Origin of the sequence: Micromonospora siamensis, assembly GCF_900090305.1 — a bacterium.
GTDB lineage: Bacteria > Actinomycetota > Actinomycetes > Mycobacteriales > Micromonosporaceae > Micromonospora > Micromonospora siamensis.
This window is the reverse complement of sequence record NZ_LT607751.1, coordinates 1,320,782-1,339,577: the sequence shown is the minus strand read 5'-3', so window position 1 is coordinate 1,339,577 and position 18,796 is coordinate 1,320,782. Positions and strand designations below refer to the sequence as shown.

Annotated in this window: 18 protein-coding genes and 2 pseudogenes; 9 read left to right on the top strand and 11 right to left on the bottom strand. The window is 70.2% G+C overall.

Annotated elements, in window-relative coordinates; translation table 11 throughout:
- Positions 1–22 precede the first annotated feature (22 nt).
- The 4 genes from GA0074704_RS06215 (at position 23) to GA0074704_RS06200 (ending at position 3,521) form a co-directional block, all read left to right on the top strand.
- Complete coding sequence (locus GA0074704_RS06215; protein ID WP_088969612.1) at positions 23–703, top strand: SDR family oxidoreductase; 681 nt, start codon at positions 23–25, stop codon at positions 701–703.
- Complete coding sequence (locus tag GA0074704_RS06210) at positions 675–1,946, top strand: MFS transporter (RefSeq protein WP_197697604.1); 1,272 nt, start codon at positions 675–677, stop codon at positions 1,944–1,946. The genes GA0074704_RS06215 and GA0074704_RS06210 overlap by 29 nt, the downstream gene beginning before the upstream one ends.
- A 263-nt stretch (positions 1,947–2,209) precedes the next feature.
- Positions 2,210–2,668, top strand: a complete 459-nt coding sequence (locus tag GA0074704_RS06205) for a MarR family winged helix-turn-helix transcriptional regulator (protein WP_088969611.1) — start codon at positions 2,210–2,212, stop codon at positions 2,666–2,668.
- Positions 2,669–2,675: 7 nt separating this feature from the next.
- A complete protein-coding gene (locus GA0074704_RS06200; RefSeq protein WP_088969610.1) occupies positions 2,676–3,521 on the top strand; it encodes an alpha/beta fold hydrolase in 846 nt (281 codons plus the stop codon).
- Positions 3,522–3,749: 228 nt separating this feature from the next.
- Here GA0074704_RS06200 and GA0074704_RS06195 read toward each other — a convergent pair whose 3' ends face one another.
- The 6 genes from GA0074704_RS06195 to GA0074704_RS06170 form a co-directional block, all read right to left on the bottom strand.
- A complete protein-coding gene (locus tag GA0074704_RS06195; RefSeq protein WP_157743609.1) occupies positions 3,750–4,265 on the bottom strand; it encodes a hypothetical protein in 516 nt (171 codons plus the stop codon).
- Positions 4,266–4,577: 312 nt separating this feature from the next.
- Entirely contained in the window at positions 4,578–4,763 is a 186-nt protein-coding gene (locus GA0074704_RS06190; protein WP_088969608.1) for a CsbD family protein, read from the bottom strand.
- A 74-nt stretch (positions 4,764–4,837) separates the two neighbouring features.
- Entirely contained in the window at positions 4,838–5,785 is a 948-nt protein-coding gene (locus tag GA0074704_RS06185; RefSeq protein WP_088969607.1) for a cation diffusion facilitator family transporter, read from the bottom strand.
- A 147-nt stretch (positions 5,786–5,932) separates the two neighbouring features.
- Positions 5,933–6,205 (bottom strand): GlsB/YeaQ/YmgE family stress response membrane protein, encoded by a 273-nt coding sequence (locus GA0074704_RS06180; RefSeq protein ID WP_088969606.1) that lies wholly within the window; start codon positions 6,203–6,205, stop codon positions 5,933–5,935.
- Positions 6,206–6,427: 222 nt separating this feature from the next.
- Positions 6,428–7,504, bottom strand: a complete 1,077-nt coding sequence (locus GA0074704_RS06175; RefSeq protein WP_088969605.1) for a sporulation protein — start codon at positions 7,502–7,504, stop codon at positions 6,428–6,430.
- Positions 7,505–7,767: 263 nt separating this feature from the next.
- Positions 7,768–9,084, bottom strand: a complete 1,317-nt coding sequence (locus GA0074704_RS06170) for a hemolysin family protein (protein ID WP_088973485.1) — start codon at positions 9,082–9,084, stop codon at positions 7,768–7,770.
- Between the two features lie 159 nt (positions 9,085–9,243).
- Between GA0074704_RS06170 and GA0074704_RS06165 the strand changes: the two genes are divergently transcribed.
- A complete protein-coding gene (locus tag GA0074704_RS06165) occupies positions 9,244–9,624 on the top strand; it encodes a YccF domain-containing protein (protein ID WP_088973484.1) in 381 nt (126 codons plus the stop codon).
- Between the two features lie 49 nt (positions 9,625–9,673).
- Here the strand turns inward: GA0074704_RS06165 and GA0074704_RS06160 are convergent.
- Positions 9,674–10,332 (bottom strand): annotated as a pseudogene (locus GA0074704_RS06160) (transposase); the annotation flags it as partial.
- A gap of 11 nt (positions 10,333–10,343) precedes the next feature.
- Here GA0074704_RS06160 and GA0074704_RS06155 point away from each other — a divergent pair.
- Positions 10,344–10,559 (top strand): annotated as a pseudogene (locus tag GA0074704_RS06155) (hypothetical protein); the annotation flags it as partial.
- A gap of 175 nt (positions 10,560–10,734) precedes the next feature.
- Here GA0074704_RS06155 and GA0074704_RS06150 read toward each other — a convergent pair.
- The 4 genes from GA0074704_RS06150 to GA0074704_RS06135 are packed head-to-tail and all read right to left on the bottom strand — an operon-like array spanning position 10,735 to position 15,435.
- Positions 10,735–12,045 (bottom strand): toxic anion resistance protein, encoded by a 1,311-nt coding sequence (locus GA0074704_RS06150; RefSeq protein ID WP_088969604.1) that lies wholly within the window; start codon positions 12,043–12,045, stop codon positions 10,735–10,737.
- Positions 12,046–12,057: 12 nt separating this feature from the next.
- Complete coding sequence (locus GA0074704_RS06145; protein ID WP_197697603.1) at positions 12,058–13,200, bottom strand: hypothetical protein; 1,143 nt, start codon at positions 13,198–13,200, stop codon at positions 12,058–12,060.
- Positions 13,201–13,210: 10 nt separating this feature from the next.
- Positions 13,211–13,810 (bottom strand): 5-bromo-4-chloroindolyl phosphate hydrolysis family protein, encoded by a 600-nt coding sequence (locus tag GA0074704_RS06140; RefSeq protein WP_157743608.1) that lies wholly within the window; start codon positions 13,808–13,810, stop codon positions 13,211–13,213.
- Complete coding sequence (locus GA0074704_RS06135) at positions 13,807–15,435, bottom strand: vWA domain-containing protein (RefSeq protein ID WP_231926771.1); 1,629 nt, start codon at positions 15,433–15,435, stop codon at positions 13,807–13,809. The genes GA0074704_RS06140 and GA0074704_RS06135 overlap by 4 nt, the downstream gene beginning before the upstream one ends.
- 325 nt (positions 15,436–15,760) lie before the next feature.
- On the opposite strand from GA0074704_RS06135, the gene phoA reads away from it, so the two are divergent.
- From phoA to GA0074704_RS06120, 3 genes are all read left to right on the top strand, one after another.
- Positions 15,761–17,128, top strand: coding sequence for an alkaline phosphatase (phoA, locus tag GA0074704_RS06130; RefSeq protein ID WP_231926770.1), 1,368 nt, complete (start codon positions 15,761–15,763; stop codon positions 17,126–17,128).
- Positions 17,129–17,376: 248 nt separating this feature from the next.
- A complete protein-coding gene (locus tag GA0074704_RS06125; protein WP_088969599.1) occupies positions 17,377–17,937 on the top strand; it encodes a sigma-70 family RNA polymerase sigma factor in 561 nt (186 codons plus the stop codon).
- A 78-nt stretch (positions 17,938–18,015) separates the two neighbouring features.
- On the top strand, positions 18,016–18,768 hold the full coding sequence (locus GA0074704_RS06120; protein WP_088969598.1) for a zf-HC2 domain-containing protein: 753 nt from the start codon (positions 18,016–18,018) through the stop codon (positions 18,766–18,768).
- The last annotated feature ends 28 nt before the right edge of the window (positions 18,769–18,796 follow it).

Below are 18,796 nucleotides of genomic sequence, written 5' to 3'. Positions count from 1 at the left end.
GCAAATCTATACCGTCACGCTCATGAGCGAGAACCTGAGAGGCAAGCGGATCCTGGTCGTCGGCGGGGCCCGCGGTATCGGCGCTGAGATCGTCCGACGCACCGGGCAGGCCGGCGCGGATGTCGTCGTCGCCGCACGGTCTGGACTCGAGGTCAAGATCGACGTCGCCGACGAGACCACCATCGCGTGGGCTGCAGAGTCGCTCGACGCCTTCGACCACGTGATCTCCACCGCGTCGGCCCACCATGACGTACCGGTGCCCGACCTGGAACACGGCAAGGTCCAGGCCGCTTTCTCCGCCAAGGTCATCGGCCCACTGCTGCTGGCCAAGCACTTCGCCCCACGGATGCCGGCCGACGGATCGTTCCTGTTCTTCTCCGGCATCGTGGGCTGGCAGCCGAAGCCCGGCACCGTCGTCAAAGGCACCGCGAATGCCGCCCTGGCCGCGCTGGTCACCCACCTGGCCGTCGAACTCGCACCGTTGCGTGTCAACGCCATCGCCCCCGGTCTCACCGACTCCGGCACCTGGAATCGACTTCCGGACGAGCGTCGCCGCGCCTTGTACGACAGTGCCGCCGCAGCCTCCCTCGCCGGCCGGGTCGGTACGCTCGAGGACGTCACCGACGCCGCCCTGTGGCTCCTGGGTGCGGGCTGGGTGACGGGCGAGACGGTCCATGTCGACGGCGGCGCCCGGCACCGCTGACATGGCAATCACCACCAAGATCGATCCCCGCGCCCTCGTCCGCGCCTCCGGTGGCCCCCGCTATGCCGTCGCCCTGGCCGTGGATGCGCTCGGCACCGGGCTGCTGCGGCCCTTCCTGCTGCTCTACGGGGTGACGGTGCTGAGGCTGTCCGCGTCGACCACCGGCATCACCATGACCGTCGGCGCCATCATGGCTCTGGTGTGCATGCCGGCAGTCGGCCGATGGCTCGATCGGGGCGCACGCAGCACGGTCGTAGCAGCGTCAATGCTGGTGCGGGTGTTGGGCGTGGCGCTGCTGCTGGCCACCCCGACGGGAAACGTGTGGCTGTTCGCGACGGCGGCACTCTTCCTCGGCATCGGCAACCAGGCATGGCCGGCCGCCCACGCAGCCCTCGTGGCCACGGTCGCTCAAGGCCGCGAACGCGACGCCGCTCTCGCGGGAGGCCGCGCCCTGCGTAACGCCGGCCTGGGTGTGGGCGGCCTCCTCGCTACCGCATGCCTGGCGGGCGGCACCACCGCATTGCAGGCCCTGGCAGCCGTTACCGGACTCGCCTATCTCGCTGCGGCGGCCTTGGCCCGGTCGGTCCACGTGCACGCTCATCCAGCCGTTACTCCGGGCAGGGACGGGGCCGACGGGCCCGCACCCCGGATGCGCGCGCTGCTGATCGCCAACGTCGTCTACGTCTTCTGCCTCAACGTCCCCGAAGTCGCGCTCCCCCTGGTACTGGTAACTCAGTTGCACGCATCCCCAGTGTGGGCGGCGGCCATCTTCGTGGCGAACACCGTGCTGGTGGTCACCCTGCAGGTTCCGGTCACCGTCCTGATGTCCCGCTTCTCCCGGCGGAGCGTGCTCATTCTCGCCGGCGTGGTGCTCACCGCGTCCTACCTCGGCTTTCTCGCGGCCACCTCACCGGGACACGGCTGGAGCGCCCCGGCCGTCACCACGGTGTCCGTGGTCTGCACCATCGGCGAGATCATCTATGCCGGCAGCGCCACCGCGCTCGTCACCGCCCTCACCCCCGCCCACGTCCTGGGGCGCGCCCTCGCCCACTTCCAACTCTCCACGGGCATCGGCCTCGCCGTCTCCCCGGCGGTCATCACCGCTCTCGCCTCCCGCGGACCGGCTGTCCTCTGGGGCAGCCTCGCCGCTGCGACGCTTCTCTCCGCCTCCGCCGTTGCCACCGAGAAGGAGCAGGAATTGCGGCTCAGTGGTCGCTGCCGTCGGGCGCGAGCAGACTCGTGACCTCGGCAATCGTGTCTGGCGATGACTCCGGGTCTGCGGCGGCCATTTTCCGGCTCTCTTCTCTGAAGAGCCGGCCTGGCGATGCGAGTCGGTCACGCTGGAGTCAGGAGTCGCTCCCGGCGTCCTCCCGGGCCCGCCGCCGTGGCCACCGCGTGGCTGAACCCGCCGGGCGTCGGAGTGGATCACGAGCCGGAACCGCTTCGCCGACGGGACGGCTGGAGGGGATCTTGCTTGCGCCGACAGAACATGTCAACATTATTTACATGTTGATTGACGAGCGCGACATCGCTTTGTTCTTCCTGGGCTGGCGCGGCTTCGTCGACACCGCGGACACGGCCCTCGCCGAGCACGGGCTCGGGCGGGTGGACCACCGCATTCTGTACGTCGTTGTCCGGCAGCCCGGCATCACCGTCAGCGAACTCGCTGGCGCGCTCGGCATCAGCCGGCAGGCCCTGCATCGCCCGTTGTCCGGCCTGCTCCGTCGCGGATACGTCACCCGGTCAGCGTCTGCGAGAAGCGGCCGTGAGCGGGCGTTGTCGGCCACTGCGGCGGGTGCGTCCGTCGAACGTGCGGCAACCGCCCCCCAGCTGACACAACTCGAGCAGGTCGCGGCCATCGCCGGCCCTGCCGCTCTCGCCGGCTGGCGTGCGGTGATGCGCAGCCTCGCCGGATCCACTCTCGCAGCCTCCCCACCCAGCACGCGCCACCTCATCGAAAGCTGACCAGGCGATGCCCAGACTGACCGACCAGTCCCTCGACCTGCCCAGCGGACGCACCCACTACCGCCTCGACGGCCCTCCCGGCGGACCCGTCGTCATCCTGATCCCCGGCGCCACCCTGCCAATGTTCGTCTGGGACGGACTCGCCGAACCGCTCATCGACGCCGGATACCGCGTGGTGCGCTACGACCTGCTCGGTCGGGGTGCCTCCGCGAGCCCGCGGGTGACCTACGGTGCGGACCTCTACCACCGCCAACTTGCCGAACTCCTTCAGCGGCTGGCCGTCGCGAGACCGGTCCACCTGGTGGCGCTGGCGTTCGGGACGATCATCGCAGCGGACTTCGCCGACCGGCATCCCGAACGACTCGCGAGCCTGACCTACATAGCCCCGGACGGTTTCGGCGTCCACACCACCCGGTTCCATCGCCTCATGAACCTTCCCGGCGTCGGCGAACTCCTGCTCCACGCCGCAGGCACCAAGATCCTGCTGTCCCGGCTGCCCCGCTACTCTCACCGCACCGACGTGATCGACGCGCTGCGGGACAAATTCCGGCCGTACGCGTCAGCACCGGGATTCCAACGGGCCGTGCTGTCGTCGATCCGCCGAATGCCCATCCAGGACGCGACATCGCTCTATGCCCGCGTCAGCGGCCGGGGCATCCCGACATTGGTGCTGTGGGGCCGCGAGGACCGCATCGCACCTCTGCCTGAAGACACCACTCTCAGGAAGAGTCTGCCGGGTGCCGAGATACAGGTTCTCGACCAGACCGGTCACCTGCCGCACGTCGAGCGCGAGATTGAGACGGCAGCCCTGTTGACCAACTTCCTGACCCAAACCACCGAACACAGATCTTGAACGTATCGGCGAATCACCATCCCGGCATGAACAAGTGGACTACCGACCATTGACCTGTTTGGACCTACCGGCCACTATCAACAACGAACACGCCGGAAAAACACCAACCGGACGCAACGCATAGATCAGATCTATTCACTGCAGACTGCCCTCTCAGACCTGCCACGCTCGCCCAACTCCGTGACGGCGACCACCCACTCATCGACGTACCGGTTGAGGATTGGCGAGTCAGAGCTGGTCTCCTGGTCCGAGATTTCTCGGTGGAACGTAGCCATCGTGGTCCTTGGGATCACCCGCGTGGGGCCCGGCGTACATCTGATCCGGCAGGATCAGGACATCAGCTGTGCGGGCGAGGTCCGGATCTGCACTGGGCCCGAGCCAGCAGTCCTTGGACGAGCCGTTGAAGATCGACGTACACAAGAGGACGACTCTGCGACCGTCGACCGCACAGGCCTGAAGTTCGACATGCTCTGAGATGGCCGAGGAATCGGAGCTGGTGGACCGAAAACGATAGGTGATGTGCACCGCCATGCCCCGCTCGGGCACCTGCGGGTGAGGCCTCGTCTCCCAGTCGATCACCTCGGCGGTCATGGGGTAGGTCTGGTCCCCTCGGATGACCGTGACCTTTCTCGCCGCCACCCCGGGCTCCGGAGTCAAGGGGACATCGTCGGCACCGCAACCTGCAACGGCAATGATGGTGGCAGCGAGGTTGCCGACGCGACCCAGCCGGCTCCATGAAGCCATGCAAGCCATGGTAGCCATGTCGCCGCACCGGGCCCGCCGGCGTACCGAGAAGCATCAGGTCGATGTGGTCCAGCCCCAGCGTCTGCAACGAGCCCTGGACGGCCGTCGCTGCGGGCCCGGGCGTACAGGGCGAGACCAGCCAGGAGGCGAGCAGGGCGATCGGTACGCCGAAGAGGGGCCGCACGTACATCGCCAGGAACCGGGATCTGGTCAGGTGGTCGCCGTCGACGACAGTCCCGGCTGGCACTGGCCACGACGGGGGTGCCGCCGTGGCCGTTGTGTCATCTCACCTGCCGCGCCTGCGGGGTGCGGTCAGCTGTTGAAGGCATCCCTGATCTTCTCGCCGGCCTGCTTGACGTTGGCGCTGGCCTGATCGCTGCGGCCCTTGGCTTCGAGCCGTTCGTCGTCGGTGGCCCGGCCGGCGCCTTCCTTCAGTTTGTCGGCGGCCTCCTCGGAGGCGTTGCCGATCGTGTCGTCGATACCCGTGGAGCCTCCCACGTCGATGGCTTGCGCTACACCGGCGTCAGTACCCCCGGCGCCGGTACCGGACCATTTGTCGACGCGTCAGGTGCTCAGGTCGTCAGGCCGGGTTCGGCATGGGCGGAAGCGGGCTGCCGGTCGATGTCGGGCTCGAGGTAGACGACCTTGGCGGTCGGCAGGGCGCGGCGCAGGCGGGCCTCGGCGTCGTCGATGGTCGCGGCGATGGTGGCACCGTCGTCGTCGGCGTCGATGGCGATCTTCGCCGCGACGAGGAGTTCGTCGGGGCCCAGGTGCATGGTGCGCAGGTGGATGACCCGGTCGACGCCGGGGGTGGACAGCAGAGCGGTGTGCATCGCCGTGACCTGTTCCGGCAGAGCGGCCTCGCCGATGAGCAGGCTCTTGATCTCGGTGGCCAGGATGATGGCGGCGCTGACCAGGAGCAGGCCGATGCAGCCGGTGGCGATGCCGTCGTAGATGCCGTTGCCGGTGAGCACGCTCAGGCCGACGCCGAGCAGCGCGAGGACGAGGCCGATCAGCGCGCCGGCGTCCTCGAGGAGGATCACCGGTAGTTCGGGGGCGCGGGAGCGGCGTACGAACGCGATCCAGCTGCGACTGCCGCGGGTGCGGTTGGCCTGCCCGACGGCGGTGCGCAGGGCGTAGCCCTCCAGGGCCATGGCGACGAGCAGCACGACCACGGCGACCAGCGGCGAGGTCAGCTCGTGCGGGTGGGTGATCTTGAGGTAGCTCTCGTAGAGGGCGTAGAGGCCGCCGAGGGTGAAGAGGATGATCGCCACGAGGAACGCGTAGATGTAGCGCTCACGGGCGTACCCGAAGGGGTGCAGCGCCGAAGGGGCGCGGCGGGCACGTTTGCCGCCGATGAGCAGCAGCGCCTGGTTGGTCGAGTCCGCGACCGAGTGCACGCCCTCGGCGAGCATCGACGCCGACCCGGTGACCGCCGCGGCGACGAACTTGCTCACCGCGATGCCCAGGTTCGCCGCCAGCGCCGTCACCACGGCCTTGGTGCTGCCTTCCGCCGCCATCGGTCTGGGTCTCCCTTGCTGTCGTCGGGGGTGGTCAGTGTGCCGGGCGCACCGGTGTTTCTCGTCCAGAGTGTCCGGCCCGGTGCTGCCGGACAGCATGGCGCCGGCCCACCCCGCAGAGGTGGACCGGCACCAGGGAACTGGGGGTCAGTGGACGCGGCGGCGACCGTAGGCGCCGGCGGCGATCGCGACGCCGATCGCGGCGAAGATCACCTGGATCAGCAGCTCGATCCAGTCGATGCCATTGGTGTCGGCGACGCCCATCGCGCCAGCGACGATCGTGCCGAGGATCGCGGCGACCACGCCGATGACGAGGGTGAGCCAGATCGGGATGTTCTGCTTGCCCGGTACGACCAACCGGCCCAGGGCGCCGATGACCAGACCGATGATGATGGCGGTGAGGATGCCGGTAACGTGCACGAGAGCCGTCCCTCCAGAGGGGTTGTCGTCGGCCCGGTCATTGCCCCACCTGTCGAGCGGCGAAACCCCACTCGACATCCTGCCGCCCAGGCCCGTTGTCGGGCCAACAGGTGGCCGCCTGGCCGGCAGGCGGCATTCTCCTGACGGCCAGGCATCGGTAGGCGGTGTCGCGGGCCGGCGCGAGCACGCGCTCGCGGTGCGCCGGCCCGCGCGCGCGTGGGGTCAGCCCTCGTCGTCGCCGCTCTCCTCGTCGCCGAAGTCGAACACCTCGTCGGCGATCATGCCGCCGGCGAAGCCGAGCGCGGCGCCCCCGACCACACCCGCGGCGACGGCACCCATCCCGGAGCCGCCATGCCGCTCGTGGTGCTCCTCCTTGTAGTGCCCGCCGGGGTGGCCGTACGCCGCGTGCCCGTAGCCGGGGGCGCCGTAGGCGGGCTGCCCGTAGCCGGGCGGCGGGGGCGGGTAGCCGGCAGCGCCGTGGCCCTGGACGGGCGGGGCGTAGCCGTGGTCGGCGTGCAGGCTCTGGTAGCCGTCGAGGGCCTGGCGGACCCAACCGTCGACCTGCGCGGCCCAGTCGACGCGGTCGGCGTCGGTGTGTGCGACGTGGTAGCGGCCGTAGGAGTCGTGGCCACCGGTGAACAGGCCGCCGCGCTTGTCGAACTCCAGCACGATGTCCACGCCGTGCTCGTTGGCGACGAACGTCAGCTCGACCTCGTTGACGGTGTGGGCGTACTGCGGCGCGGCGTAGTACTCGATCTCCTGGTAGAACGGCAGGCTCTGGCGCAGCCCCGCGATGTAACCGCGCTCCAGGTCGGCGCCCTTGAATCCGAAGCCGAGCCGGCCGAAGGCCTCCAGGATGCGCTCCTGCACGGGCAGGGGGTGCACGTACACCGGGTCGAGGTCGCCCTTGTCGACCGCGCCCCGGATGGACACCTCGGTACGCAGACCCATCGTCATGCCGTGCAGGCGCTGCCCGTACAGGTCGGTCACCGGGGTCTCCCACGGCATGGGGACCTGGAACGGCAGCGACAGGTGCTGCCCCTCGCGCAGGTGCAGGCCGCCCGCGACGCCGACGCGGTGGAACTCGACGAACGCGTCGTACTCCTGCTCCCCGCCCTCCATCTCCACCCGGGTGACCAGGCCGACGGTGATGTGGTCGATCTCCACGTCGTGGCTGCCGCCGGTCAGGTTCACCTGCCCGTTCAGCATCAGCCCTGGGCGGGTGTTCGGATTGGACAGGACGGTATCGACGCTGGGGCCGCCCACCCCGAACGCGCCCAGCATCTTCTTGAACACCACGAACCTCTCCCTCGACGAACACCGACGCGCGACACTCGGCTTTGGTGAAACTTCTACGCGAAACCCTTGTTTCACAACGAGATCAACGACGTCCATAATGGAAGCCGTCGCGCCGAGAACCTACCAACGCCACCTGAAAAGCAGCTGATTGCATCCGCACGGCCACTCTCGGGTAGTGCAGCGGGGATGTCGGGCATGGCTTGCGCGCACAAATGCGGCCCGCCACCCCACATCGAGCGTGTGGCAGTCGTCGGCCTGCTCCGTCAGGAGGCCGTCCCGTCCCCGCCGACCTCGGGCCCGCTGCCGGCCGTCGGCGTGGTACGCAGGCGTACCCGGGTGATGGCCCGGCCGGTCACCTCGGCGACCTCGGCGGTCAGGCCCGGCAGTTCGATCACCTCGCCGGAGGTCTTCGGGATGTGGCCAAGGTGGGCCAGGACCAGCCCGGCCACGGTGGTGTAGTCGCCGGCATCGAGGGCGCCCTCGTCGAGGTCGACGCCCACGTCGGTCAGGTCGTGCAGGGGGAAGCCACCTGGCACCAGCAGTGCCCCGTCGGCCTCGCGCACGACGGACTGCACGTCACGGTCGGTCTCGTCGTAGATCTCTCCGACGATCTCCTCGACCAGGTCCTCCATCGTGACGATCCCGTCGATGGATCCCCGCTCGTCCACCACGAGGGCGAACTGCTGCCGCTGGGCGCGCATCTCCCGGATCGCCTCGGTCACCCGCAGCGTCTCCGGCAGGTACAACGCGGCGCCGGCGTGCTCGGCGACCGGGCCGTCCTGGTCGAGGAGGTCCCGCATGTGCACTACGCCGACAGTGTCGTCCAGGCCCCCGCGGCCCACGACCGGGGCGCGGGTCTGCCCCGACGCCCCGAGCTCGCGCAGCGCCTGCGGCGCGGTCAACGACGCGGACAGGGTGACGACCTCGCGGCGCGGGACGAGGATCTCCCGCAGGATCCGTTCGGCCACCTCGAACGCCCCCGAGATGATCATCCGGTGTTCGGGGGTGAGGTTGCGTTGCGCGGCGACCATTTCCCGCAACTCCTCGGTGGTGACCTCCTCCCGCCGGGCGCGGGGGTCGCCGCCGGTCAGGCGCACGACCGCGTCGCTGGCCTTGCTCAGCAGCCACACCGCAGGTCGCGAGAACGCCGACAACGCATCGAGGGGGCGGGCGACCAGCAGCGCCCAGCCTTCGGCGCGCTGCATCGCGATCCGCTTCGGCGCCAGCTCGCCCAGCACCAGGGTGACGAAGGTCAGCACGATGGTGACGATCACGATCGACACGGGCTCCGCCGCGCCGCCGAGGAAGCCCAAGGGGCCCACGAGAGGCTGAGCCAGGGACACCGCCGCCGCCGCGGACGCGAGAAAACCTGCCAGGGTGATACCGATCTGGATCGTGGCCAGGAACCGGTTCGGATCCCGGGCGAGCCTCGCCAGCACCCGCCCAGCCCGCGAGGTCCGCTCCAGGCGCTGCAACTGGCTCTCCCGCAGCGACACCAACGCCATCTCGCTGCCCGCGAACACCGCGTTCACCAGCACCAACACGAACACCAGCGTGACTTGCACGCCATAGCCACCCACGGCCTGTTCCACGCCTCCCTAGGCCGGACCCTCCGGAACAACAACCGTAGCCGCCTCGCGCGGGCCGACCATTCCGGCACGAGCGGCGTCACCCGAACCGCCCGCCAGCGCCGATGCGACGCGATCCGAGGGTGGCGTCGGACGGTCATGCTTGAGGACATGATCCGGTTTGTGCTCAACGTACTGTGGCTCGTCTTCGGCGGTGGCCTCGTTCTCGCCGCCGGTTACGGTCTCGCCGCGCTGATCTGTTTCGCCCTGGTCGTCACGATCCCGTTCGGCGTCGCGTCGCTGCGGCTGGCCGTCTACTCCCTGTGGCCCTTTGGCCGCACCCTCGTGCCCAAGCCCGGCGCCGGCGTCGCGTCCGGCCTGGCCAACATCCTGTGGGTGGTGCTCGCCGGCTGGTGGCTGGCTCTGTCCCACATCCTCGCCGGCGTCGCGCTGTGCGTGACGATCATCGGCATCCCGTTCGGGATCGCCAACTTCAAGCTCGTCCCCGCCGCGTTCTGGCCACTCGGCCGCGAGGTCGTCGCCACGCCCTGACGACGAACTCGGCGCAAGGCGGCCGACGTCGGGCCGGGCTACGGAGTCTCTACGCGAGTTCACACAGCGCCACCTCTACCAATCTTGGTTGTTTGGGCTGGTAGGGGTCTTGTCGCGGATGCAGGCCCAGAGGGCGCTGAGGCGTTGTCTGGACAGGGCGGCGGTGGCCTGGCGGTGGGTCTTTCCCTCGGCTCTCTTCTTGTCGTAGTAGGCGCGGGATCGTGGGCAGTGGATCAGGGCGGCGAAGCTGGACATGCTGAACACCCGACGCAGACCACGGTGGTAGCGGTGCGGCCGAACCTGGTGGCCCTGCCTGCGGCCGGAGTCTCGGGAGATCGGGGCGAGCCCGGCGTGCGCGGCGAGCGCCGCAGCGCTCGGGTAGGTGGTGAGGGTGCCGGCGTGGGCAAGAAACTCGGCAGCCAGGGTGGTGCCGATGCCGGGCAGGCTGGTGACGATCTCGCCCAGCTCGTGCTCAGCGACCACCGCGGCGATGGTTTCCTCGATGGCGGCGATGCGGTCGTTGACCGCTTCCAGATCGGTGGCCATCTGCGCCAGGATCCCGGCCACGGTGGCCTCCCCCGCGAGGGCGACGGTCTGCCTCCGCGCGGCGGTGAGGACTTTGACGGTCAGCGCCCTGGCGGCCCGCACGCCGTGCTGACACGGATAGGCCAGGATGCGGGCTTCACCAGCACGGCGCAGCCCGGCGGGGTCTGCCACTGCGCGCTCCGGATCTCCTGTTGGCCATCAAGGCTGCCGTCGACGAGGATCCCCGTCCTGGCCGGCACCTGCTCACCGGCCCATCTCGGCTTTTCGGCATGGTGGCTGCGCCGGACGCGTTGCCCGGTCGGATGGAAACCGTCGGGCTCTGGCCGTTCTCCCAGGGCGAACTCGACGCAGCGCCGGACGGATTCATCGACGCCGTCTTCGCGTTCGGCCGGGGAACGTGATGTCTGCCGGTCGCGCGCATCGTCTACCTCCTCGATAGACACCCTGACGATGCGGGCGGGGGTATAGGGCGGACCAGGGACAAAGGTCCTCGACGAGCTGCTCCCGAACCGCGATCCGAACACGCGGGGCGCCGGGTCCAGCCGGGGGTGGTGATCGCCGCGGTCAGCGCTGCTGCGGCACGACCGCCGGAGCCTGCTCCAGTACCGCCGCCGGCAACTGCGGTACGGCTGGCAGCGCCATCGGCGCCTTGGCCCGGCTGACCAGCTCCACCACGGTACGGCTGAGCCGCTCCGACGACTCCGACATGGACCGGTTGGCGGTGACGATCGCGCCGACGACCTCGGCCCGCGCCTGCTGGCCGTGGCGCACGGCGTCCTCGATGCCCCGAGCCTGGACGTCGATCGACTCGGCGACCTCCAGGATGGTCTCCGGCCGGACGGTCGGGGTCTGAATCACCCGGGCGATCTGCGGCACCGCCGTCTTCGAGGCCGACGCGTACGCCGACAGCACGTCGTTGGCGCCGTCGGCGACCGCCCTCTGCATGTCGGCGGCCTGGTTGGCCTGCTGCAGCAGCGCCCACTGGGCGATGGTCAGCTTCATCGTCGGGATGGTCAGGTTGATCAACAGCGCCAGCCGCTGGCCGAGCCCGTAGTTGAGGGTGCGGATGTTGCGTACCTGCGGTGAGGTGGACCAGGCGACGAAGAGCCGCTGCTGGAACTCGTTGATCCGTACCTCGAGGGCCTGGCTGAACTCGGTGACCACCGACAGCCGCTCCCGGCGGTCCCGCTCGTCGGGCGCGCCCGGGGTGACCTGGATGGACCTCGCCTCGGCCAGCGCCTCGTCGCGGACCAGCTCCATCACCGCGATCGCGCCGACCAGCTGGCCGATGGCGGCCTCGTTCGCCTTGTAGAGCTCGTCGCAGAGCACCACGTTGCGGCGCAGCTCGCGCTGCTTGTCGCCAAGCTGTCCGGCGACCCGGTCGAGCTGCTGCTCGACGGTGCGCGCCTCCTCGAAGAGCATCTCCAGCAGGTCGCGGCCCTTGCGGAACAGGCCCCGGATGGCGTCGGAGAACTTGGTGAAGGTCTCCCGCACCTTGGGGTCGCTCGGGTCGTACTTGCGACGGAAGCCGCGCATCCGGTCGTTGATCTCGTGCATGATGCTGGTCAGCTCGGGGATGTCCACCCGGCCGACCTCCCGGAAGATCCGGCTGACCTGGGCGTTCACCTGGTTTAGCGCCTGGTTGCCGAAGCTTGCCAGCGCCTCGGTGTTCGCCAGCATGGTCGGGTAGAGCTGTCGGGCGGCCTGCCGCGCCTGCTCCAGCTGCGCCGGGGTGAGCAGGTCCCGGCAGGCGAAGGTGGCCGGCTCGGCGCCGGTGGCCAGCGCGGTGGTGATGGCGGAATCGGCGGCGCCGGTCGGCGGGTCGGCCTGCCCACCCACGATCGTGCCGAAGTCGATCTGCAGTCCCTCACTCATGGTCGGTCCCCTTCATCGGCAGGTGTTGGCGTCTTTCAGGCAGCTGAGCAGGGCGAGCGTCACGTCGGCGGCCGGCGCGGGCGCGGCGCGGACCTGGTCGGCCAGGCCGATGCCGGGGAAGTCGCCGACGTCGTTGGCGCCGACCTGGACCGCCGAGCGGAAGCCGTACTTCTTCCAGGCGATCTGCTGGATCTTGGCGTCCTTCATCGCGTCGGCGAACCGGCCGGCGTCCGGGTCGAGGGCCAGCACCGGGTGGTCGCTGTAGATGGTCGGGTCGGGATAGAGCACCCGGACGTTCTTCAGCAGGGCGGCGCTGGCGTCGCCGCTCTGCACCACCTGCTGGATGATCTGGTTCTCGTAGCCGGCGTACAGCGGCGCCTTGAACTCGCCGCCCTGAGTGAGCCACTCCCGGAACCCGGAGTCGGAGCTGCGCGACTGGAGGCCCTGCGCGTCGTGCAGGGCGCGCATGGTGGGCAGCGCCTTGCGAGCCTGGGCCAGGCTCGGCGCGGAGAAGCCGTCGTCGGTGGCGATGATGCCCAGTTGCAGCTGAGCCATGGTGAAGCCGCTGTTGGACTTGGCCGGGTCGGTGCTGGAGACGGTGATCGGGCCACGCAGGTCGGCCGCGCCGAGCGCCTCCCAGGTGCCGCGCTTGACCACCTGGTTGAGCAGCAGCCCCTTCATGTCCACCACGAAGTAGCGGTCGCCGCGGCGCTGCACGATGCCCTTGCGCAGCAGCGCGTCGGTGCCGCGCGGGCCAGCGTAGATGACCTCCGGGGACTGCAGCACGTTCTCCGCCCGGTAGCCGGAGAACGCACCGGCGTGCTGGGCCTCGAAGACGCCTTGCGCGCTGGCGCTGGACGGCCAGAGACAGTCCAGTTTGCGGGCCTTGATCTCGTCGGTGCTCAGCTGCACCTGGTCGTACGAGCCGAGCGGCGTGAAGGTGACCTCCAGCCGGTAGTCGTCGCGCAGGATCCGCTTCACCTCCGGGTCGGCCATCAACTCCGACTTCTCCGAGCCGCCGACACAGCTGACGGTGGTGGGCGGGGCGGCGGCCGCGGGCGCGTCGGCCGACCGCTTCCACAGCACCGCCGCGACGACACAGACGGCGATCACCGTGACCAGTCCGATCAGGAACCGGGTGCTCGGCAATCTCAACGTGACTCCTTCATCGGCCCAGGTCGGGCAGGCTCGGTGGGGCGACGGTGTCCAGGTTGGCGGTGTACTGCGCGATCTCGCCCTGGTTGACCAACCGGACGCTCTCCAGGGCGAAGTCGGCGAACCGGCGGAACGCCTGCTCGCCGTCGCGTTGCAGCCGCTGCGGGTCGTGGTAGAGCACCGGCTGGCGCTGGATGTCCAGGTACTGCCGGACCACCCCGTCGAGGCTGCGCAGGTGCCCGCCAATCTGGGCGGCGGTGGAGTAGAGGCTGTCCGGTGAACGGTCCTTCACTCGGTCGAACAGCTCCGGTACGTAGCGGCAGGCGTCCTCCAACGCCTGGCGGGCCTCGGGGCGACGGACATCCCTGGCGAGCCGTTCGATGCCGCGCACCACCCGAAGCGCCTCCTCCACCCGGCCACGCGCGTCGTCGGCGTAGCTGTCGCTGTCCACCCGGGCGGAGGTGCGGTCGTCGAGCATCAGGTAGAGCCCGACGGCGCTGCCGAGGGCGAGCAGCGGTGACCAGATCAGGCTGCCGGTGACCAGGAAGACCACCGCGAAGACGGCCACCGCGGCGACCAGCGCCACGGGGGCGGCGAGCCGGTGCCTCACTTGTACCCCGCTGCCTGCCGCAGCGCGGCGACCAGGTCGTCCTGCCGGACGAACGTGCCGTTGGTGGCCGAGGCGACCTCCTCCAGCTGGCGCGGGTCGGCGTCCCGCCCGAAGGCGATCGCGACCACCGGCACGCCTGCGGACTTCAGCGCGGCGAGCGCGTCGCCCCGCTGCTTGGTGTTGGACTGGCCGTCGGTCATCAGCACCACCAGCCGCTTGCGGTCGCCGTTCTGCGCACCGGTCAGCTCCTCGGTGGCGCGCAGCAGGCAGGCGTACATGTTGGTGCCGCCCTCGGGTTCGTAGTCGGCCACCTTGCGGGCCAAATCGCGCAGGGCGTCGCCGTCGTTGCCGCGGACCTGCCAGGGGCTGCCGCCGGTGATCCCGCCGTTGAAGATGGCGACCGTGGTGGCGTCCTGCGGGTGGGTCTGCAGGAAGTTCTGCGCGGCCTGGTCGGGGTCGAAGACCTGGCCGGCGGCGGCCTCGATGCCGGTCCACCCGTCGTTGTCGCCCATCGAGCCGCTGCCGTCCAGGCAGTAGTAGGCGGCGACCGGGCGGCGGTAGCGGGTCTGGTAGCGGTCCAGCGCGGCCTGGATGACCGCTGCCGACGGGTACTGGATGCCCTGCTCGTTGATGGTGCCCTGGATGCCCCAGGCCGGGTTGAAGACCGCCGGGTCGGGCTTGTCCAGGGTGAGCCCGACGCTGGCGGCCGGCCGGCGGCCCAGCTTGAGCAGGGCGGCCTGCGCGTCCGCATCCTTGAGGAGGTGGTCCTGCAGCTCGGTGAAGATCTTCCGGGCGTCGTCGTTGCCGGGCTGCGGCAGGAAGCCCAGCGGCGCGTCGCTCACCGCGAGCGACCCCCGGGGGTACGCCACCAGCAGCGGTTCCCGGCCGGCCTTGACCAGTTCGGCGTTCTTCTCGATGACCAGGTCCTCGTAGGTGAACATGGCCCGGCACTGGTCGGCGTGCGCGAGGCACTCGGTCATCAGGGTGCCGGTGGACGGCGGGGTCTGGTCCATCGCCTTGACGAACCGGGTGACCCCCTGCTCGACCGCGGGCGAGTCGAGCTGCTGCTGGGTGAGCGGTTTACCGGGGCCGTTGCCGGCGAAGTGGTTCATGAAGCCGAACAGCACGGTGGCGCCGGAGTTCGACTGGGTCGGGTTGGTGATCCACACCCGGGTCCTGCCGGACTCGACGGCGGCCAGGATGTCCCCGATCGGCACGTCGGTACGGCCGGCGAAACCGAGCTTGGTCATCTCGGAGCGCCAGGCGGCGAAGACCACCGGGGTGAGGAACATCGGCTTGACGTCCTGCAACGCGCTCGACTTGTCGCCCAGCTGCAGGAAGACGCTGGAGGCGAACCAGTACGCGTCGTAGTCGCGACTGCCGCCGGAGAGGATCCGGGCCTGGTCGACCGACCCCTTGAGGGTCACCTCGCAGGTGTATCTCTTACTTTCGCACCAGGGCTTGACGATGGTGTCGACCACGCTCTGCTGCTCGCTGCCGGCGACGATCCGCAGCGTGCCGGCCTTCGGCGTGTCGCGGTCCGCCGGCTGGCCCTTGTCGTTCGTGCAGCCGGTGACCAGCACCAGCACCATGGCGGCAAGCGCCGTGAACCTCGTGGCCCGCACGTACTCCTCGTTTCCGTTCGGTCCGACACCACGGTCCGTGGATCCGAGGTCGTTGGTAGCACCGGTGAGCAAACTGCACGGCGAACACAGGGTGATCAACAGGTGTCGCACCAGGGATCGACAGAGAGCCTTCGTGGTCGGCTCTCCCGGCGTGACGGACGGTCCGGCCCTGCCACGGGGAAGGCAGATCCCAGGTCGTGGTTTGCCGGAATGTTGCCGCCTGCTCATCCGCCGTCGGTGGTCCCCCGCGAGGCAAAGGGGTGGGCTGGTGGTGACCCGGCGTCGGTCGAACCGATCGATGCCACCCCCGAGTTGGGAGTGTCACGTGCAGTTCCCTCGTGCCCGCCGCGCCGCGGCGGTGACCGCGGTCGCGCTGGTGGCGGTCGCCGCCCCGGCCGCCGCCACTGCGACGAGCAAGTACCAGGACCACACCCGTGAAGCACGCCAGGCCATCCAGGGCGGCAAGGCCCGCAACGTCATCCTGCTCATCGGCGACGGGATGGGCGACTCCGAGATCACCATCGCCCGCAACTACCTCAAGGGCGCGGCGGGCACCCTCAACATGGACCGGCTGCCGCTGACCGGGGCCATGACCACCTACTCGGTGGAGAAGGACAACCCGAAGCTGCCGGACTACGTGCCGGACTCCGCGGCGACCGGCACCGCCTGGGCGACGGGCCGCAAGAGCTACGACGGGGCAATCTCCGTCCTGCCGAACGGCAAGCCGGTGCCGACGATCCTGGAGCTGGCCAAGCAGGCCGGCTACCGCACGGGCGACGTGTCCACCGCCGAGGTACAGGACGCCACCCCGGCCGTGCTCGGAGCGCACGTGACCGAGCGTGACTGCAAGGGCCCGGTCGAGACGCTGGCGAGGTGTCCGGTCAACGCCAAGGAGAACGGCGGCGCCGGCTCCATCGCGGAGCAGCTCGTGCAGACCCGCCCCGACGTTCTGCTGGGCGGCGGCAAGAAGTACTTCGACCAGACCGTCGGTGCGGGCCGGTTCAGGGGACTGACCGTGCTGCAGCAGGCGCAGGTGGCCGGCTACCAGGTGGTGACCGACGCGGCCGGGCTGGCCGGCGCGGATCACCGCAAGCCGATCCTGGGCGCCTTCGCCGCCGGCAACATGGACCTGGAGTACGTCGGCCCGACGCCGACGGCCGACAACACCGACCCGGCCCGGTGCGAGGTCAACCCGGCGCGCTCGGCCGCGCAGCCGCACCTGGTCGACATGACCAGGACCGCCATCCAGACGCTGGACCGGCAGTCACGGGGCGAGCGCAAGGGCTTCTTCCTGCAGATCGAGGGCGCTTCCATCGACAAGCAGGACCACGCCGCCAACCCGTGCGGCCAGATCGGCGAGACGGCGGGCTTCGACGCCGCCGTCGGCGAGGCCCTGCGCTACCAGCGTTCGCACCCCGACACCCTCGTGGTCGTCACGGCCGACCACTCGCACACCAGCCAGATCGTCGAGGCCGGTTCGACCACCCCCGGCGTCACCGCCACCCTGGTGACCGCGGACGGTGCCGACATGACCATCAGCTACGCCACCACCGCCCTGCCGGGGTCGCAGCAGCACACCGGCAGCGAGGTCCGGATCGCGGCCGGCGGCCCGCAGGCCGCGAACGTCCTCGGCGTCACCGATCAGACCGACCTGTTCCACACGATGGGCCGCGCGCTCGGCCTCGAACGGTAACCCACCTGACCGTGACCGGCGTGGGACGAACCCCGGTTCGTCCCACGTCCACGCCGTGGTGATCCTGGTCGGGCCTGACAGAAGAAACCAGCTTCGTCAGCGGAGGGGAGCGTCAGGTTGATCCGTGGCGGGATTGGCTACGTACCGATGGGCAGACGGAGGGCGTTGTCACCTACGGTACGCTTCCGTCCAGTCACTACTACAGGGTGTCGTGCTGCCGTTGTGGGTCGGCTCGGCCGGAGGTACGGATGGCGGACGACGCGGAGATCACCGCTTGGGCGCTGGCCGCCGGGCGGGGCGATCGGGACGGGGCTGCCCGTTTCGTCGCCGCGACGCAGGATCAGGTGCGCCGGTTCCTGGCAGCGTTGATCTCTGCGGGTGAGGCGGAGGACCTGGCGCAGGAGACGTTCCTGCGGGCGGTGCGGTCGTTGCCGTCGTTCGCCGGCCGGTCCTCGGCGCGGACGTGGCTGTTGTCGATCGCTCGGCGGGTCGCCGTCGATCACATCCGTACCGCGACGTCTCGGCCGCGTACGGTGCCGATGTCGGACGGCTATGACGTGGCGGACACCGCGCGGGACGGCTTCGACCGGCAGGTGGTGGTGGAGCGGCTGATCGCGGCGCTGCCGGCGGAGCGGCGGGAGGCGTTCGTCGCCACCCAGGTCCTGGGTTTGTCGTACGTCGAGGCCGCCGAGGTGTGCGGGTGCCCGGTGGGCACGATCCGGTCCCGGGTGGCGCGGGCCCGTGCGGATCTCGTCGCGGCGATGAGTGACCCCCGGGCCGGACGCAGGGGCGACACGACCGCCGGTTGAGCCGACCGTGGTGGTGTGACCTGCGCCGACACGTGAATTGGCGGGAACTGCCGCCGCCCTCGGGCCGACTACCGGTGTATGGGGTGCGAGCAGTGGCGTGAGGTGCTGTCAGCGCAGTTGGACGGGCAGGAGTCGCCCGAGGAACGCGCCGGCGCCGAGGAACACCTGGCCGGCTGCGATGGCTGCCGGGTGTGGCTGGACCAGGCGGCGGCGGTCACCCGGCGGGCGCGGATGTCGGTGCACGTCGCCGGTCCCGACCTCACCGACCTGGTCCTCGGCGCGTTGCCCGCCCGGCCGGCGCGCCGCTGGCGGGAGCGGGTGGCGGTGTCGCTGCGGGTGGCGCTCGGGCTGATCGGCGCGGCACAGGTGGTGTTGGGTCTGGTGCAGGTCGGCCGGGGCGCGTCCGGCCCGCACGTGCACGCGGCGGGTCCGTTGGCATCGGGGCATCTGTGGCACGAGGCGGCGGCGTGGAACGTGGCCGTCGGCGCCGGGTTCCTGTTCGTGGCGGCCCGCCGGACGCCGCCGACGGGGCTGGTGCCGATGTTGAGCGCGTTCGTCGCCACGCTGGTGCTGCTGTCGGTCAACGACCTGGTGACCGGGCGGGTCGACACCTCCCGTCTGGTCAGCCACGCCTTCCTGCTCGCCGGATACGCGATCGTGGTCGCGATGTCCCGGTCGGGCCTGCGCCCCGGCGGCCCCTCCTCCCGTTCGCGGCCGGACGTGCCCCGCTGGCGCATCCCCGGCGAAGGCGAGGTGCCCGCCCCGGGTCTGCGGCTGCTGCCGCCGCCGCACCCGGGAACCGGCCACCAGCGGGGGCGTACCGCGGCCTGACCGGCGGCCTGCCGGTGCGCGGGGTCAC

Bases quoted from the DNA above. Each gene is read 5' to 3' on its own strand.
- GA0074704_RS06215 (WP_088969612.1), top strand. From the start codon at position 23: ATGAGCGAGAACCTGAGAGGCAAGCGGATCCTGGTCGTCGGCGGGGCC.
- GA0074704_RS06210 (WP_197697604.1), top strand. From the start codon at position 675: ATGTCGACGGCGGCGCCCGGCACCGCTGACATGGCAATCACCACCAAG.
- GA0074704_RS06205 (WP_088969611.1), top strand. From the start codon at position 2,210: ATGTTGATTGACGAGCGCGACATCGCTTTGTTCTTCCTGGGCTGGCGC.
- GA0074704_RS06200 (WP_088969610.1), top strand. From the start codon at position 2,676: ATGCCCAGACTGACCGACCAGTCCCTCGACCTGCCCAGCGGACGCACC.
- GA0074704_RS06195 (WP_157743609.1), bottom strand. From the start codon at position 4,265: ATGGCTTCATGGAGCCGGCTGGGTCGCGTCGGCAACCTCGCTGCCACC.
- GA0074704_RS06185 (WP_088969607.1), bottom strand. From the start codon at position 5,785: ATGGCGGCGGAAGGCAGCACCAAGGCCGTGGTGACGGCGCTGGCGGCG.
- GA0074704_RS06165 (WP_088973484.1), top strand. From the start codon at position 9,244: ATGATCCGGTTTGTGCTCAACGTACTGTGGCTCGTCTTCGGCGGTGGC.
- GA0074704_RS06150 (WP_088969604.1), bottom strand. From the start codon at position 12,045: ATGAGTGAGGGACTGCAGATCGACTTCGGCACGATCGTGGGTGGGCAG.
- GA0074704_RS06125 (WP_088969599.1), top strand. From the start codon at position 17,377: ATGGCGGACGACGCGGAGATCACCGCTTGGGCGCTGGCCGCCGGGCGG.
- GA0074704_RS06120 (WP_088969598.1), top strand. From the start codon at position 18,016: ATGGGGTGCGAGCAGTGGCGTGAGGTGCTGTCAGCGCAGTTGGACGGG.